Raw genomic sequence first — 15,183 nt, 5'->3', positions numbered from 1 at the left:
GCCAGGTGTCTAGAGGGTCGCGGAACGTTTTCCGCGCTCGGCACCGCCATCGCATCCGGACCCGAATCCCCACTGAAGGGAGGCCCGGTGGATCTGTTGGAGCACCAGGCACAGGAACTCTTCGCCAAGCACGGCGTACCGGTCAGCCGCAGCCGCGTCGCCGACAACCCCGACGAGGCCTACGCGGCCGCCGCCGAGATCGGCGGACGCGTAGTGATAAAGGCACAGGTCAAGACAGGCGGCCGAGGCAAGGCCGGCGGCGTCCGGCTCGCCGACGGCCCGGACGCCGCGCGTGATGTCGCGGCCGGCATCCTGGGCATGGACATCAAGGGCCACACCGTGCACCGGGTGCTGGTCACCGAGGCGAGTGACATCGTCGAGGAGTACTACGTGTCGCTGCTGCTGGACCGGTCCGACCGGTCCTTCCTCGCGCTCGCGTCCCGGCAGGGCGGGGTCGAGATCGAGCAGGTCGCGGCCGAGCACCCGGACGCGCTGGCCCGGCTGCGGGTGGACCCGGGCGCCGGGCTGGGCTGGACGGAGGCGCTGCGGCTGGCCGCCGGCGCCGGCCTTCCCGACGACGTGCGCGACCTGGTCGCCAGCGTGCTGGTCCGGCTCTGGAACGTGTTCCGCGCCGAGGACGCCACCCTGGTCGAGATCAACCCGCTGGCCAAGCTCGCCGACGGCAGCCTGCTCGCCCTCGACGGCAAGGTCACCCTCGACGACAACGCCCGGTTCCGCCAGCCCGGTCACCCGCGGTACGCCGACGCCCACACCACCGACCCGCTGGAGGCGCGGGCGGCCCGCAAGAACCTCAACTACGTCAAGCTCGACGGCTCGGTCGGTGTCATCGGCAACGGCGCGGGCCTGGTGATGAGCACCCTGGACGTGGTCGCGTACGCGGGAGAACGATTCGGCGGGGTACGACCGGCGAACTTCCTCGACATCGGCGGCGGCGCCTCGGCCGAGGTGATGGCGAACGGGCTGGAGATCATCCTGGGCGATCCGGACGTACGCAGCGTCCTCGTCAACGTCTTCGGCGGGATCACCGCCTGCGACGCGGTCGCCGACGGCATCGTCCAGGCGATCGGACTGCTCACCGGCGAGGGCGAGAAGATCGACAAACCGGTGGTGGTACGGCTGGACGGCAACAACGCCGCGCTCGGCCGCAAGATCCTCGCCGAGGCGGCGCTGCCCGGCGTGATCAGCTCGGACACGATGGACGGTGCGGCGCGGCTCGCCGCCGAACTCGCCGGCAAGGGGGCGTGAGCATGGCCATCTTCCTCACCGACTCCAGCAGGATCCTGGTTCAGGGCATCACCGGCGCGGAGGGTTCCCGGCACACCCGGCGGATGGTCGCGGCCGGAACGAACGTCGTCGCCGGGGTCACTCCCGGCAAGGGCGGGCAGGAGGTCGACGGCATCCCGGTCTTCGGCAGCGCCGCCGAGGCGGTCCGGGCCACCGGCGCCGACACCTCGGTGGTCTTCGTGCCGCCCCGGTTCGCCAAGGCCGCGGTCATCGAGGCGATCGACGCCGGGCTCGGCCTGGTCGTGGTCCTGACCGAGGGCATCCCGGTGCACGACACCGCGGCGTTCTGGGCTTACGCGCAGGCCGCCGGTGACACCACCCGGATCGTCGGGCCCAACTGTCCCGGCCTGATCAGCCCCGGCCGCTCCAACGCCGGCATCATCCCCGCCGACATCACCGGCCCCGGACGCATCGGACTGGTCAGCAAGAGCGGAACGCTGACGTACCAGATGATGTACGAACTACGCGATCTCGGTTTCTCCACCTGCGTCGGCATCGGCGGCGACCCGATCGTCGGCACCACCCACATCGACTGCCTGCAGGCGTTCCAGGACGACGACGAGACCGACGCGATCGTGATGATCGGCGAGATCGGCGGGGACGCGGAGGAGCGCGCCGCCGAGTACATCAGGCAGCACATCACCAAGCCGGTGATCGGCTACGTGGCCGGCTTCACCGCACCCGAGGGAAAGACGATGGGCCACGCCGGCGCGATCGTCTCCGGGTCGTCCGGAACCGCGGTGGCCAAGCAGAAAGCCCTGGAAGCGGCCGGGGTGAGGGTCGGCAGAACGCCGTCGGAGACCGCGGCCCTGATGCGCGAGACGTTACCGCGACGCTGACCGCCGGCGACGGGCCGGCCGGACCGCCCTCCGGCCGGCCGGCCCGGTCCACGCCACGCCGGCTGGTCGCGCCGGTCCGGGCGGAGGCGATCGGCCTCCGCCCGGACCCCTACTCCCGCCCGAACCCCTAGGTTCGGGCTTTCAGTACCAGGCGGTGTGCGCCGGCGTACACGTTCATCGAACTGCCGCGCAGGAACCCGATCAGCGTGAGTCCGGCGTCGTCGGCCAGGTCGGCGGCGAGCGAGGACGGCGCGGAGACCGCGGCCAGGGCCGGAATGCCGGCCATCACCGCCTTCTGCACCAGCTCGAACGACGCCCGGCCGCTGACCGTCAGCACGGTGTCGCGCAGCGGCAGCCGGCCGTCGCGCAGCGCCCAGCCGACGACCTTGTCGACGGCGTTGTGGCGGCCGACGTCCTCGCGCAGGCAGAGCATCCGCCCGCCGGCGGAGAACAACCCGGCGGCGTGCAGTCCGCCCGTGCGGTCGAAGACCCGCTGCGCGGCGCGCAGCGTGCCGGGCAGGCCGCTGACCACCTCGGGGTCGAGCCGGATCGGGTCGTCCCGCACCGACCAGGTCGCGACGGTACGCACCGCGTCGAGGCTCGCCTTGCCGCAGAGCCCGCACGACGAGGTCGTGTAGAAGTTGCGTTCCAGCGACGGGTCCGGTGGCGCGACCCCGGCGGCCAGGACCACGTCGACCACGTTGTAGGTGTTGACCCCGTCCGCCGTGGCGCCCAGGCAATACCGGATGCCCGCGATCTCCCGGGCCCGCCGCACCACGCCCTCGCTCACCAGGAACCCGGCCGCCAGGTCGAAGTCGTCGCCCGGCGTCCGCATGGTCACCACCAGCGGGGTGCCGTTGACCCGGATCTCCAGCGGCTCCTCGGCCGCCAGGGTGTCGACCGGTTCGCCGGCCACCCCGTCGACGATCCGCAGCACCCTGCGCCGGCTCGTCACCCGTCCCATCTCGCCACCGCCCCTTCTCGTCGCCTGGACCCGGCCGGCTCCTTGGAAACCGGCCGGCCTTTCTGAGCCGGCCGTCCTTCTAGAGCCGGTCGGCCGGGAGCGTCGACGGCAGCCGCACCAGGGCCGGCCGGGGCTGGCGCATCCAGCGGGTCAGCGCCGCACCGAGCAGTCCGAGACAGCCGGCCACCACGAACGGCACGACGGAATCAGGCGACGTCACCACCAGGCCCGCGAGCACGATCCCGGTCACCGCGCCGACCGCCTTCCCGCTGTAGACGATCCCGTAGTTCGGCACGGTCGCGTCGTCGCCGAACCAGTCGCGGACCAGGCTGACCAGCAGCGAGTACCCAGCACCGGTGCCGGCTCCGGCCAGCGCGGCGAAGCACACCAGCGCTGCCGGATGATTGTCGTTGGCCGCCGCCGCGAGCAGGCCGAACTGGGCGGCTCCGCCGACGAGCAGGGACAGGCCGAGGGTTCCGCGGCGGCCGATCCGGTCGGCCAGAGAGCTGGTCACCGCCCGCCCGATGCCGTTGGAGGCGGCCAGCGCACCCATCGCCGCGACCAGGGTCGTCGCCGGCAGGTTCAACGTGTACGCGGTACCGGCCAGGTAGGCGATGTCGAACAGCGCCATGGCCGCGGTGAGCACCACGACCACGAACATCATCGGCAGCATGCCGCTGCGCAGCGCCGCCAGCGGCGGATACGGCCGGGTGGCGGGCCGGTTGTGCGGGATGCTGCGGTTGAGCCGACGGTCGACGGCCCAGCGCTGCGGGTCGATCTGCTCCGGCCACCAGTTCCTCGGCGGCTTGCGCATCAGCAGGCCACAGACCGCGACGACACCGAACACGACCACGGCCGTGGCGTCCAGCACGGCCGTCCGGTTCGCCGGATCGAGGCCGTAACCGGCGACGACGACGAACGGGATGGCGCCGTAGCCGAACGCGGCTCCCACCATCGCCACCCGGGAGGCGAGACGTTCGGGAAACCACTCGGTGACCGTGGCGATGCAGGTCATGTAAACCAGACCGGCGCCCAGCCCACCCAGGACCGAATAGCCCAGCAGGACGATGACCAGGTCGCCGCTGTGCGCCAGGGTGACCAGCGCGATCAGGCAGCAGGCCGCGCCGATCAGCATCGGCACCGCGAGACGCACCCGCAGCCGCTGATAGAGCCATCCGCCCAGGGGCGAGCCGACTGCTTGAAGGACAACCCAGAGCCCGAGTACGCCGAACGCCTGCCAGACGCTCCACCCGTTGTCCTCGACGAGGGTCGGCAGGGATACGCCGTAGCCGTACTGGAAGAGGCTGATCGCCAGCATCGCGGCCCAGGGCAGCCCGAGCATCCACGATCGCGACCGTCCCAGCAGGATGCGGTCGCTCTCCCCCACCCGGTAGCGACGGCCGTAGAAGTCCCTGACCTCGCGCACTGTCGTGTCGTGGGAATCCGTCATCTGGCACCTCCGACCGATCATCGTATACAGTATGTGGAATGCATATTGTCCATGACGGGACGGGTGACTGTCCAGCTCCGGACGATGACGAGGAGTGGCCATGAGCATCGAATGGCACGAGGCCCGGCACTACGCACGGAAAGCGGGCAGCCCGCTGCCGGAGGTCGACGTGCCGCTCGGCGAGGCGGTCGGCTGCGTACTGGCGAAGCCCCTCGTCGCGCTCTCGCCGCTGCCCGCCTACGACGCCGCCGCCATGGACGGATACGCCGTCGCGGGCCCCGGGCCGTGGCGGCTCGTCGGGCGGATCCTCGCCGGTGACCCGGGCCCGCCCCCGCCGCTGTCACCGGGGTACGCCACCGAGATCGGCACCGGCGCCGTGGTGCCGGCCGGTGCCGATGCCGTGCTGCCCTACGAACGGGCCACCCGCAACAGCCGCACGGTGACCGGCGAGTTCTCCCCCGGCCGGCACATCCGCCGCCGCGGCGAGGACTGCCCGGCCGGCCGGCGGGTGCTCGACACCGGCACGCTGGTCAGCCCCGTCGTGCTCGGGCTGGCCGCCGGCCTCGGGCACGACACGCTGACCGTGCACCGCCGCCCCCGGGTCGCGACCGTGGTCACCGGCGCCGAACTGCGCCGCGGCGGGATCCCGGCGGCGGGACAGGTCCGTGACGCCATCGGGCCTATGCTGCCCGGCATGATCCGGGCCGCCGGTGCCGAGCCGGTCGGGGAAACGATGGTCACCGACGACGCCGCGCTGCTGGTCGAGGCGTTGCTGCGCCCGGACGCCGACGTGCTGGTGGTCTGCGGAGCCACCTCGGCCGGCGCCGCCGACCATCTGCGCTCGGCCCTCGACACGCTGGGAGCGCGGGTACCGATCCACGGCGTCGCCTGCCGGCCCGGGCACCCGCAGCTGTTCGCGGTGCTGCCGGACGGCCGGTTCGTGGTCGGCCTGCCCGGCAATCCGTATGCGGCCCTGGTCGCCGCACTGACCCTGGTCACCCCACTGCTCGGTCGGCTGTCCGGCCGGCCCGAACCGCCGGTCACGACCGCCGCGCTGGCGGGGCCGGTGACACCGCACGACCGCGACACCCGGTTGGTGCCGGTCACCGTGGCCGGGTCCGCGGCCCTGCCCGTCGGACACGACCGACCCGGTTCCCTATGGGGCGCCGCGATGGCGGACGCGCTCGCGGTCGTGCCAGCGGGCTGGCCCGGCGACGAGGTGGAACTGCTCGCGCTACCCAGCGGCTCGCCGCCGGCCGTCACGGTCGTGGCCGGCAGGGACGGCCGCCGGATCGATCAGGCCGCCGGGGTGCCGGCGCCGTCCTGACCCGCGCCGTTCACCGTCCCGGCCGGTTCGGCCCGTCCGCGAAACGGACGTCCGGCGCTGGCAGGATGGCGAGATGACCGACTGGGCGGCGCTGCGGCACGCGTACGGCTCGGCCGAGGACGTTCCCGGGCATCTGGCGGCGCTACGGTCGCCCGACGAGGACGAGCGGCGCGAGTCGTTCGGTGAGCTGTACGCGAGCATCACCCACCAGGGCAACCGATACTCCGCCAGCGCCGCCGCCGTGCCATCGCTGCTGGAACTGGCCGCGGACTCGGCCGTACCGGATCGTGATCTGCTCCTTTATCTCCTCGGCCGGATTGCGGTGGGCACCGACGCGGCGTGGCTGCCGGGAGGCGTGCGGCGCGATGCGCTCGACGCGGATGAGGCAGCCGCATACGACGCGGTCGCCCAAGGGCTGCCGCTGTTCGACACCCTCACCACCGACCCTGAACTCGCCGACCACGCCGCGTATCTGCTCGGGTGGTACCCCGGCCGGCTCGAGTCGGTGCCCGTCCTGGCCGCCCTGGACAGCCCGACCGCGATCGTCGCCCTGGGACTGCTCGGCCTGCCCGAAGGTGTGCCGGCCGCCGAGCGCGCGCTGAGCGACGACCACCCCCTGAACCGATGGGCGGGAGCAGTCGCCCTGGCCCGCCTCGGCGGCGAGGGCGCGACCGCGGAGTTGCTGCGCTGGGCGTCGAGCGGCCACCGCGACGAGCCAAAGGTCGCCTACCTGGAGGGTGACGTGGCGGGGCTGGCGCTGCTGACCCTGGAGTCCGTCGCCGATGACGTGCTCGAACCCGCCCTGACCCGGCTCGGGCACGTCAGCGCCGAGCCCGCGCTGACCACGATCGGTGTGCTGCTGCGGCAGGCCTTCCCGCACGGCCCGATCGCCAGGGGCACCGCCTTCGGTGACCTCACCGCACGTCAGCGGCGGGTCGTCCGGGCTCTGGTGGACACCCCGGCCGCCTGGCTCTTCGACGGCGCGGAGTTCGTGAACGTCAACCTGCTCATCAGCGACCACGGGCTACCGCACGGCCATGACCGCCTCACCGCCTACGCCGGCTGAGAGCCGCGGCCGGAGAGTTGCTCGACCAGCTTCAGCAGGGCGCTGTGGTCGAGGCCGCCGTCGCCCTGCGCCTTCAGCGCGGCGATCAGCTGCGCGACCGCCGACCCGAGCGGGATGACCACCCCGGCCTCCCTGGCCGCCGACGTGACGATGCCCATGTCCTTGTGGTGCAGGTCGATCCGGAAGCCGGGCTCGAAGCTGCGGGCCAGCATCCCGGCGGCCTTACGGTCCAGGATCCGGTTGCCGGCCAGGCCACCGGCCAGCACCCGGACCGCGGCCTCGGTGTCCACCCGGTAGGCCTCGAGGAACACGATCGCCTCGGCGACGAGCTCGATGGTGCCGGCCACGATGAGCTGGTTGGCCGCCTTCACCGTCTGCCCGGCACCGTGCGGGCCGACGTGGACCACGGTCGCGCCGACCACCTCCAGGATCGGCAGCGCCGCCTGGAAGTCCTCGGCGTCACCGCCGACCATGATGGACAGGCTGCCCTCGATCGCGCCGGTCTCCCCGCCGCTGACCGGGGCGTCCAGGACCCGGACCCCGAGCGGACGGGCCACTTCGGCGACGTCGCGGGCGGTCCTGGGCGCGATGCTGCTCATGTCGACGTAGAGCTGTCCCGCCCGGGCGTGGGCCAGGATGCCCTGCTCGCCGAGGGTGACCGCCTCGACGTCCGCCGAGTCGCGGACCATCGTGACGACGACGTCGGCCTTCTGCACCACCTCGGCGATGCCGGTGGCGAACCGGCCACCGGCCTGGGTCAGGAATGCGTGGCGGGGCGGGACGACGTCGTAGCCGATCACGTCGAACCCGGCTTTGGCCAGGTTGACGGCCATCGGGCCGCCCATGATGCCGAGACCGATGAAACCGACGGTGGTCATGTCAGCCGTTCCCTTCATTGGCCGGTACGACTGTGGCGGCGCGGCGCTCCCGCGGCAGCCAGGCGAAGCCCGGTTCGGTCGCGACGTACTCCAGGCCGACCCGGCCGCGGTAGCCGGCCTGTTCGAGCCGGCTCAGGTGGCCGTCGATGTCGATGCCGCCGGTGCCGGGTTCGTGGCGGCCAGGCGCGTCGGCGATCTGGACGTGCCCGATTCGCTCGACGTGCTCGGCGAGGACCTTGCTCAGGTCGTCGCCGTTGACGGTGAGGTGATACAGGTCGGCCAGGAACTCCAGGTTCCGCACCCCGCGTTCGGCCCGCACCCGGTCCAGCACCGCGATGACGTCGGCGGCGGTGCGCAACAGGTAGGGGAACGGGCCGCTCACCGGCTCGACCAGCACCGTGCCGCCGATGCGGGCCACCGTCTCCGCCGCGAACGCCAGGTTCGCCACCGCGGTCTCGTCCTGCAGTTCCCGGCTGATGAAGGCGATCCGGTTGCCGTACAGGGCGTTGAAGGAGCGGCATCCCGTGGCGGCGCCGATCGCGGCGACCAGTTCGGCGTTGTCGCGGAACTCGGCGGAGTGAGCCGGTGAGGACAGCACCCCCCGGTCGCCGCCGGGCATGTCCCCGGCGAAGAAGTTGAGGCCGGCGAGCTGGACACCGGCGTCGCCGACGGCCTCGACGAACGCGTTCACCTCCGCGGCCGGCGGCACCGCCTCGTCGAACGGCCACCAGAACTCGACCGCGTCGAATCCGGCCGCCTTGGCCGCGGCCGGCCGCTTCAGCAGTGGCAGGTCGGTGAACAGGATCGAGCAGTTCACGTCGTAGCGGAGGTGGTGTGCGGTCACGTGTTCTCCCTATGGTTGCGTCAGCAGCAGCAGGGTGGCGGCCAGGGCGAGCGGGTCCACCGTCTCCGGCTCGGCGTCGACGCGCCGGATCAGTTCGGCGCGCATCCGGGGATCCCAGAACGTCCGGATGTGCTCGGCGATGGCCGCCGCGGCCGTGTCCAGCCCCTGGTGGCGAAACTGTACGGCGATATCGTTGATCATCCTGACCTGTGGCGACATCCCTCAACCCGCCATCGCCGGGCTCTTGAGCCCGACCTGAACGGCCGTCACCTTGTACTCCGGGCAGTTGGTGGCCCAGTCGGAGTTCTCCGTCGTGACGACGTTCGCGCCGGTCACCGGGTGGTGGAAGGTCGTGTAGACCACGCCGACCGGCATCCGGTCGGCGAGGACCGCACGCAGAGTGGTGGCACCGACCCGGCTGGTCAGGACGACCTCGTCACCGTCACTGATGCCCCGGACCTCGGCGTCGTGCGGATGGATCTCGAGTACGTCCTCCGGGTGCCAGGCCACGTTGGCGGTACGCCGGGTCTGCGCCCCGACGTTGTACTGGCTCAGGATCCGGCCCGTCGTCAGGATCAGCGGGTACTTGCGGGTGCTGCGCTCGCGGGTCGGCACGTACGGCGTCGGCACGAACCGGCCCTTGCCGCGCACGAAACCGTCCGTGTGCATGATCGGCGTGCCCTCGGGGGCGTTGTCGTTGCACGGCCACTGCACGCTGCCCAGCTTGTCGAGCTTGTCGAAGGAGACCCCGGCGAACGTGGGCGTGAGCGCGGCGATCTCGTCCATGATCTGGCTCGGCCGGTCGTAGTGCATCGGATAGCCCATCGCCTGGGCGATCTCCGCGACGATCTGCCACTCGTGCTTGCCGGTCTTGGGCGCCATCACCGGACGGACCCGGTTGATCCGCCGCTCGGCGTTGGTGAACGTGCCGTCCTTCTCCAGGAACGAGGTGCCGGGCAGGAACACGTGCGCGAACTTGGCGGTCTCGTTGAGGAACAGGTCCTGCACCACGACCAGCTCCAGCGCGGTCAGCGCGGCGTGCACGTGCTTGATGTTCGGGTCGGACTGCGCGATGTCCTCACCCTGCACGTACAGCGCCCGGAAACTGCCGTCGATGGCGGCGTCGAACATGTTCGGGATCCGCAGACCGGGTTCGGCCTGCAGGGTGCTGCCCCACATGTTCTCGAACACCCCGCGTACGACATCGTCGGAGACGTGCCGGTAGCCGGGCAGCTCGTGCGGGAACGACCCCATGTCGCAGGAGCCCTGGACGTTGTTCTGCCCGCGCAGCGGGTTGACGCCGACTCCCTCCCGGCCGATGTTGCCAGTCGCCATCGCCAGGTTCGCCATGCCCATCACCATGGTCGATCCCTGGCTGTGCTCGGTGACGCCGAGGCCGTAGTAGATCGCGCCGTTGCCGCCGGTGGCGAACAGCCGCGCCGCGGCCCGGACCTCCTCGGCCGGCACGCCGGTGTGCTCCTCGACCGCCTCCGGGCTGTTCTCGGGCAGGGCGATGAACGCGGCCCAGTCGTCGAAGTCCTCGCAGCGCTCGTCGACGAACGACCGATCGACCAGCCCTTCGGTGAGTACGACGTGCGCCATGGCGTTGACCACCGCCACGTTCGTGCCCGGTGCCAGCTGCAGGTGATGCCGCGCCTCGATGTGCGGTGACCGGACCAGGTCGATCCGGCGCGGGTCGACGACGATCAGCTTGGCGCCCTCCCGCAGCCGGCGCTTCATCCGGGAGGCGAACACCGGGTGCCCGTCGGTCGGGTTCGCGCCGATCACCATGATCACGTCCGACTTCGCGACCGACCGGAAGTCCTGGGTACCGGCCGACGTGCCGAAGGTCTGCTTCAGGCCGTACCCGGTCGGTGAGTGACAGACCCGGGCGCAGGTGTCGACGTTGTTGTTGCCGAACGCGGCACGGATCATCTTCTGAACGACATAGACCTCTTCATTGGTCGTACGGGACGACGTGATCCCGCCGATCGCCCCGACCCCGTGCCGCGACTGGATGTCCCGCAGTTTCGCGGCGGTGAACGCGATCGCGGTGTCCCAGTCGACCGGCCGCCACTCGTCGGTGATCCGCTCCCGGACCATCGGCGTGAGCACCCGGTCGGGGTGGGTGGCGTACCCGAACGCGAACCGGCCCTTGACGCAGGAGTGCCCCTCGTTGGCGCCGCCGTCCTTGTACGGCACCATCCGCACCAGCTCGGCGCCGCGCAGCTCGGCCTTGAACGAGCAGCCGACCCCGCAGTACGCACACGTGGTGATCACACTGCGGGTCGGCATCCCGAGCTGGATCACCGACTTCTCCTGCAGCGTCGACGTCGGGCAGGCCTGCACGCAGGCGCCGCAGGAGACGCATTCCGAGCTCATGAAGTCGGTGCCGCCGGCGGACACCTTCGACTCGAAACCGCGGCCCTCGATGGTCAGCGCGAACGTGCCCTGCACCTCCCCGCACGCCCGCACGCACCGGGAGCAGGAGATGCACTTGGAGGCGTCGAAGTCGAAGTACGGGTTGCTCGTGTCCTTCTTCTCGTCGAGGTGGTTGGCGCCCTCGTAGCCGTAGCGGACCTGCCGCAGACCGACGATGCCGGACATGTCCTGCAGCTCGCAGTCGCCGTTGGCCGGGCAGGTGAGACAGTCGAGCGGGTGATCGGAGATGTAGAGCTCCATCACGCCCTGCCGTAGCTTCTCCAGCTTCGGCGTCTGGGTGCTCACCCTCATGCCCTCGGCGACCGGGGTGGTGCAGGAGGCGGGAGTGCCCCGGCGGCCGTCGATCTCCACGAGGCACAACCGGCACGAGCCGAACGCCTCCAGGCTGTCGGTGGCGCACAGTTTCGGGACGTCGATCCCGCTCAGCGCCGCGGCCCGCATCACCGAGGTGCCCTCCGGCACGGTCACCGGCAGGCCGTCCACCTCGAGCGACACCGTCGCGGGGCCGGGCCGGGCCGGCGTGCCGAGGTCGGGTTCCTTCAGCAGGCTCATCGCTGGCCTCCTCCTCTGGGGCTGAAGTCGTCGGCGAAATGCAGCAGCGCGCTGCGTACGGGCATCGGGGTCAGGCCGCCCATCGCGCACAGCGACCCCTCGGTCATCAGTTCGCACAGATCGCCGAGCAGGGCGAGGTTGTCGTCGGGGTCCTGCCCGGCGCGGATCTTGTCGATCACTTCCACGCCCCGGACCGCGCCGACCCGGCAGGGCGTGCACTTGCCGCAGGACTCCTCGGCGCAGAACTCCATCGCGAATCGGGCCATCGCCGCCATGTCCACGGTGTCGTCGAAGACCACGACACCGCCGTGGCCCAGCATCGCGCCGGCCGCGGCGAACGCCTCGTACTCCATCGGCAGGTCCAGGCCGTCCGCCGGCAGATACGCACCGAGCGGACCGCCGACCTGCACCGCGCGGATCGGGCGCCCGCTGCGCGTACCGCCGCCGTATTTTTGAATGAGGTCTTGCAGGGTCATGCCGAAGGCCGTCTCGAAGATGCCGCCGCGGGCGATGTTGCCGGCCAGCTGGAACACCTGGGTGCCGCGGGAGCGCTCGACGCCCAGAGCCTGATAGGCGGCCGCGCCGCCGGAGAGGATCGCCGGGACCGAGGCGAGCGTCAGCACGTTGTTGACCACGGTCGGTCTGCCGAACAGGCCGGTGATCGCCGGGATCGGGGGCTTCGCGCGGACCATGCCACGCTTACCCTCCAGGCTCTCCAGCATCGCGGTCTCCTCACCGCAGATGTACGCGCCCGCGCCGACCCGTACGAACAGATTGAACGTGAGCCCCGAACCGAGGACGTCGTCGCCGAGCCAGCCCTGCTCGCGGGCGACGCCGATGGCCTCGCGCATGGTGCGCACCGCGTCCGGATACTCCGAGCGGATGTACACATAGCCCTCGGTCGCGCCCACCGCGTACGCCGCGATCGTCATGCCCTCGATGAGGGTGAACGGGTCGCCCTCCATCAGCATCCGGTCGGCGAACGTGCCGCTGTCGCCCTCGTCGGCGTTGCAGCACACGAACTTCAGCGGGCCGGAGATGCCGGCGACGGTCTTCCACTTGACGCCGGCCGGGAAGCCCGCGCCGCCGCGGCCCCGCAGTCCCGACTCGGTGACCTCGGCGACCACGTCCGCCGGGTCACTGCTCAACGCCCGCCGCAATCCGGTCAGTCCGCCATGAGCCAGGTAGTCGTCGGGTGAGAGCGGATCGGTGACGCCGACACGGGTGAAACAGAGCCGGGTCTGGTCGCGCATCCACGGCAGGTCCGCCACCACACCCTGGCACAGCTCGTGGTCGGCGCCGTCGAGCATGCCGGCCGCGACGAGGCCGGCGACGGCGTCCGGCTCGACCGGGCCGTACCCGACACGCCCGCGTTCGGTGACCACCTCCACCAGCGGTTCCAGCCAGAGCATGCCGTGCGATCCGTTCCGGACGATCCGGATCGGCCGGTCCGCTGTTTCCATCAGCTTGGCCGCGACCTCGTCGGCGCCGAGCGACCGCGCCGCCGAGTCCCGGGGCACGTAGACAGTGGTGGTCATCGGCCCACCGCTTCCGTGAGGAGGGCGTCGAGCCGGGCCCGGGTGAGCCGTCCCCGCACCTGCTCGTTGATCTGACCGGCCGGGCCGAGCGCACAGTTGCCGAGGCAGAACACCTGCTCCAAGGTGACCGACCGGTCCGGAGTGGTCTGACCGACCTTGATCCCCAGCACCTGCTCGGCATGCGCGATCAGCTGCTCGGCGCCCACCGACTGGCAGGCCTCGGCCCGGCAGAGCTTGAGCACGGTCGCGCCGGCGGGCTCGGACCGGAAGTCGGTGTAGAAGGTGATCACCCCGTGCACGTCGGCACGGGAGATGTTCAGCTCGGCCGCGAGCACCGGCACCACGCCGGGGTCGACGTAGCCGAACTCGGCCTGAATGCGATGCAGGATCGGCATCAGCGCGCCGCGATCGCCGCGATGTGCTGCGACCAGCGCGCGCACCCGATCCGTTACCGAAGTGCCAGGACTGACCACGACGATCCCGCCTCCACTTCCACACCGATCGACTCGGAAATCCAGCATACTGCGGTCTGAATACCGTATGCAATATCGCTGTCGACTCCACCCGACCGCGGTTGGACCACATCGGACATCATCGAGGCGTGGACGACCTACTGATCAATCTGCTGGCGAGCATCATCGCCGGCACGTCCGTGTGGCTCGCCGGATTCCTGCTGCGCCGCCGCAAACTCGCCCGGGAACGCGCCTTCTTCGGACTCACCGACGGCGCGAGCTGCCTGATGGCGGTCTCCCGGCACGCCTCGTCGCCGAGCGAAATGAGCGTCCACCGCCGCGACGTCGCCGCGCTCGTGGAGCTGGCGGCCATCGCCCGCGAATGCGGCGCACACGCCGACCGGGTCGGCGAGAGCCAGCCGACCGGAGAGATCGGCCGGCTCACCGAGTTCTGCGTCGGCGGCCCCGGCGAGAACAACCCGCGCAGCGCCACACACCTGCGCACGATCCTGCGCGGCGTGACGTACGGGATCTTCGACCCGGACAAGCGCCGCCTGTCGTTCACGGTCGACAGCACCGAATATGTCCTCAGCCCGGAGATCAGCTATGTCCTGCTCGCCCGGTTCTGGGGACCGGCCGGTGGACACCCGGTGTTCTTTCTCGGCGGCCTGACCTCGGGCAGCAATCTCGCCGGCGCCCGCTATCTGGCCAACCACCATCCCGAGCTCGACCGGCAGTACGGCGCCGACCGGCCGTTCGCGCTGGTCCTGCGCATCGTCGAACCGGCCGCGTACGGCACCGACTTCACCGAACTGGTCGCCGACGTCACCGACGTCGCGTTCCAGCCCGTCCCGGCACCGGCGGAATAGGCACGACTTCCGGCCGCCAGGGACATCGCCCGGAGTCACCAACGACGTCGGCGGCTCCGGGCGTGACCGGAGCCGCCGCGCTGGAAGGAATCAAAGGCCGGCGAAGTCGCCCTTCCCGATCCCATCAAGGAATTCATGCCACTCGGATCGGCTGAACTCCAGCCGGGGACCCCGCGGATTCTTGGAGTCCCTGAGCAGGACGCCGTCATCCATGAAGCACACCTCGACGCAGCTCGAATTACTGCAGAACGAAGACGAGTACCAACTACGCGCCTCAGCAGCGCTTTCCTCGATATTCATCAAAAACCTCCAGAGATTTCCATCTGGTACGTGCCTCTGGCAATTGCCAGCCGAAACTTCAGCCTTGCTGCCGGAGTGAGTTCGATGTGCCCTCATGACTGAGGCACCGTCGTGTACCTGAGATGGCTGCCGCGCGTTCAGCTGTTCGCGCTCAGCTGAACCGGAACGAGCCTCAGCACCTCAAGCCACGGTGGTCGTGAAACGGTGAATAAAGTTACCAATCGGACTCGACGGACGGCCATCACACAGGGGTCCGGAAGGGCGGCGGCCCTCCGGAGACGAGTGCGACGACCTGCGATCCATCACCTGATCCGACCGGCGTGGGCTCGACGCCCGGCGACCGTCCCGGCGGTGAGG

14 protein-coding genes are annotated in these 15,183 nt (G+C 70.8%); 5 read left to right on the top strand and 9 right to left on the bottom strand.

Annotated features, from left to right (window positions below; translation table 11 throughout):
- Window positions 1–87: 87 nt before the first annotated feature.
- Together sucC and sucD are read left to right on the top strand one after the other, a co-directional pair.
- Window positions 88–1,266, top strand: coding sequence for an ADP-forming succinate--CoA ligase subunit beta (gene sucC / locus CLV67_RS40315; protein WP_106328330.1), 1,179 nt, complete (start codon window positions 88–90; stop codon window positions 1,264–1,266).
- A 2-nt stretch (window positions 1,267–1,268) separates the two neighbouring features.
- The gene (sucD, locus tag CLV67_RS40310; RefSeq protein ID WP_106328328.1) at window positions 1,269–2,144 is read left to right on the top strand and encodes a succinate--CoA ligase subunit alpha; all 876 of its coding nucleotides are present in this window, start codon (window positions 1,269–1,271) and stop codon (window positions 2,142–2,144) included.
- A 127-nt stretch (window positions 2,145–2,271) separates the two neighbouring features.
- Here sucD and fdhD read toward each other — a convergent pair whose 3' ends face one another.
- Together fdhD and CLV67_RS40300 are read right to left on the bottom strand one after the other, a co-directional pair.
- Window positions 2,272–3,108 carry a formate dehydrogenase accessory sulfurtransferase FdhD gene (gene fdhD / locus CLV67_RS40305; protein ID WP_106328326.1) on the bottom strand — a complete coding sequence of 279 codons (837 nt, stop codon included), beginning with the start codon at window positions 3,106–3,108 and terminating at the stop codon, window positions 2,272–2,274.
- Between the two features lie 79 nt (window positions 3,109–3,187).
- Window positions 3,188–4,558: an OFA family MFS transporter gene (locus CLV67_RS40300; RefSeq protein WP_170154198.1), complete on the bottom strand. Its 1,371-nt coding sequence runs from the start codon at window positions 4,556–4,558 to the stop codon at window positions 3,188–3,190.
- Window positions 4,559–4,658: 100 nt separating this feature from the next.
- Here CLV67_RS40300 and CLV67_RS40295 point away from each other — a divergent pair, with 100 nt between their 5' ends.
- Together CLV67_RS40295 and CLV67_RS40290 are read left to right on the top strand one after the other, a co-directional pair.
- Window positions 4,659–5,885 (top strand): molybdopterin molybdotransferase MoeA, encoded by a 1,227-nt coding sequence (locus tag CLV67_RS40295; protein ID WP_106328594.1) that lies wholly within the window; start codon window positions 4,659–4,661, stop codon window positions 5,883–5,885.
- 73 nt (window positions 5,886–5,958) lie between these two features.
- Window positions 5,959–6,951, top strand: a complete 993-nt coding sequence (locus CLV67_RS40290) for a HEAT repeat domain-containing protein (RefSeq protein WP_106328322.1) — start codon at window positions 5,959–5,961, stop codon at window positions 6,949–6,951.
- Here CLV67_RS40290 and CLV67_RS40285 read toward each other — a convergent pair.
- Genes CLV67_RS40285 through CLV67_RS40260 form a run of 6 tightly spaced genes read right to left on the bottom strand, consistent with a single transcriptional unit; the run spans window position 6,939 to window position 13,726 of the window.
- Window positions 6,939–7,829, bottom strand: a complete 891-nt coding sequence (locus CLV67_RS40285) for a 2-hydroxy-3-oxopropionate reductase (protein ID WP_106328320.1) — start codon at window positions 7,827–7,829, stop codon at window positions 6,939–6,941. The genes CLV67_RS40290 and CLV67_RS40285 overlap by 13 nt on opposite strands.
- A 1-nt stretch (window position 7,830) precedes the next feature.
- The gene (locus tag CLV67_RS40280; RefSeq protein WP_106328318.1) at window positions 7,831–8,673 is read right to left on the bottom strand and encodes a hydroxypyruvate isomerase family protein; all 843 of its coding nucleotides are present in this window, start codon (window positions 8,671–8,673) and stop codon (window positions 7,831–7,833) included.
- A gap of 9 nt (window positions 8,674–8,682) precedes the next feature.
- A complete protein-coding gene (locus CLV67_RS40275; RefSeq protein ID WP_203737561.1) occupies window positions 8,683–8,892 on the bottom strand; it encodes a formate dehydrogenase subunit delta in 210 nt (69 codons plus the stop codon).
- A gap of 3 nt (window positions 8,893–8,895) precedes the next feature.
- On the bottom strand, window positions 8,896–11,667 hold the full coding sequence (gene fdhF / locus CLV67_RS40270) for a formate dehydrogenase subunit alpha (RefSeq protein WP_106328316.1): 2,772 nt from the start codon (window positions 11,665–11,667) through the stop codon (window positions 8,896–8,898).
- Window positions 11,664–13,205: a formate dehydrogenase beta subunit gene (locus CLV67_RS40265; RefSeq protein ID WP_106328314.1), complete on the bottom strand. Its 1,542-nt coding sequence runs from the start codon at window positions 13,203–13,205 to the stop codon at window positions 11,664–11,666. The genes fdhF and CLV67_RS40265 overlap by 4 nt, the downstream gene beginning before the upstream one ends.
- Entirely contained in the window at window positions 13,202–13,726 is a 525-nt protein-coding gene (locus tag CLV67_RS40260; RefSeq protein WP_275414939.1) for a formate dehydrogenase subunit gamma, read from the bottom strand. Before CLV67_RS40260 ends, CLV67_RS40265 begins: the two co-directional genes overlap by 4 nt.
- A gap of 80 nt (window positions 13,727–13,806) precedes the next feature.
- Here CLV67_RS40260 and CLV67_RS40255 point away from each other — a divergent pair, with 80 nt between their 5' ends.
- Window positions 13,807–14,526, top strand: coding sequence for a hypothetical protein (locus CLV67_RS40255; RefSeq protein ID WP_106328312.1), 720 nt, complete (start codon window positions 13,807–13,809; stop codon window positions 14,524–14,526).
- Window positions 14,527–14,616: 90 nt separating this feature from the next.
- Here the strand turns inward: CLV67_RS40255 and CLV67_RS54455 are convergent, their stop codons facing one another.
- Window positions 14,617–14,826: a DUF397 domain-containing protein gene (locus tag CLV67_RS54455; RefSeq protein ID WP_106328310.1), complete on the bottom strand. Its 210-nt coding sequence runs from the start codon at window positions 14,824–14,826 to the stop codon at window positions 14,617–14,619.
- Window positions 14,827–15,183 lie beyond the last annotated feature (357 nt).

The organism is Actinoplanes italicus (genome assembly GCF_003001815.1).
Lineage (GTDB): Bacteria > Actinomycetota > Actinomycetes > Mycobacteriales > Micromonosporaceae > Actinoplanes > Actinoplanes italicus.
The sequence above is the reverse complement of the archived record's forward strand: the minus strand, read 5'-3'. Positions and strand labels throughout refer to the sequence as shown.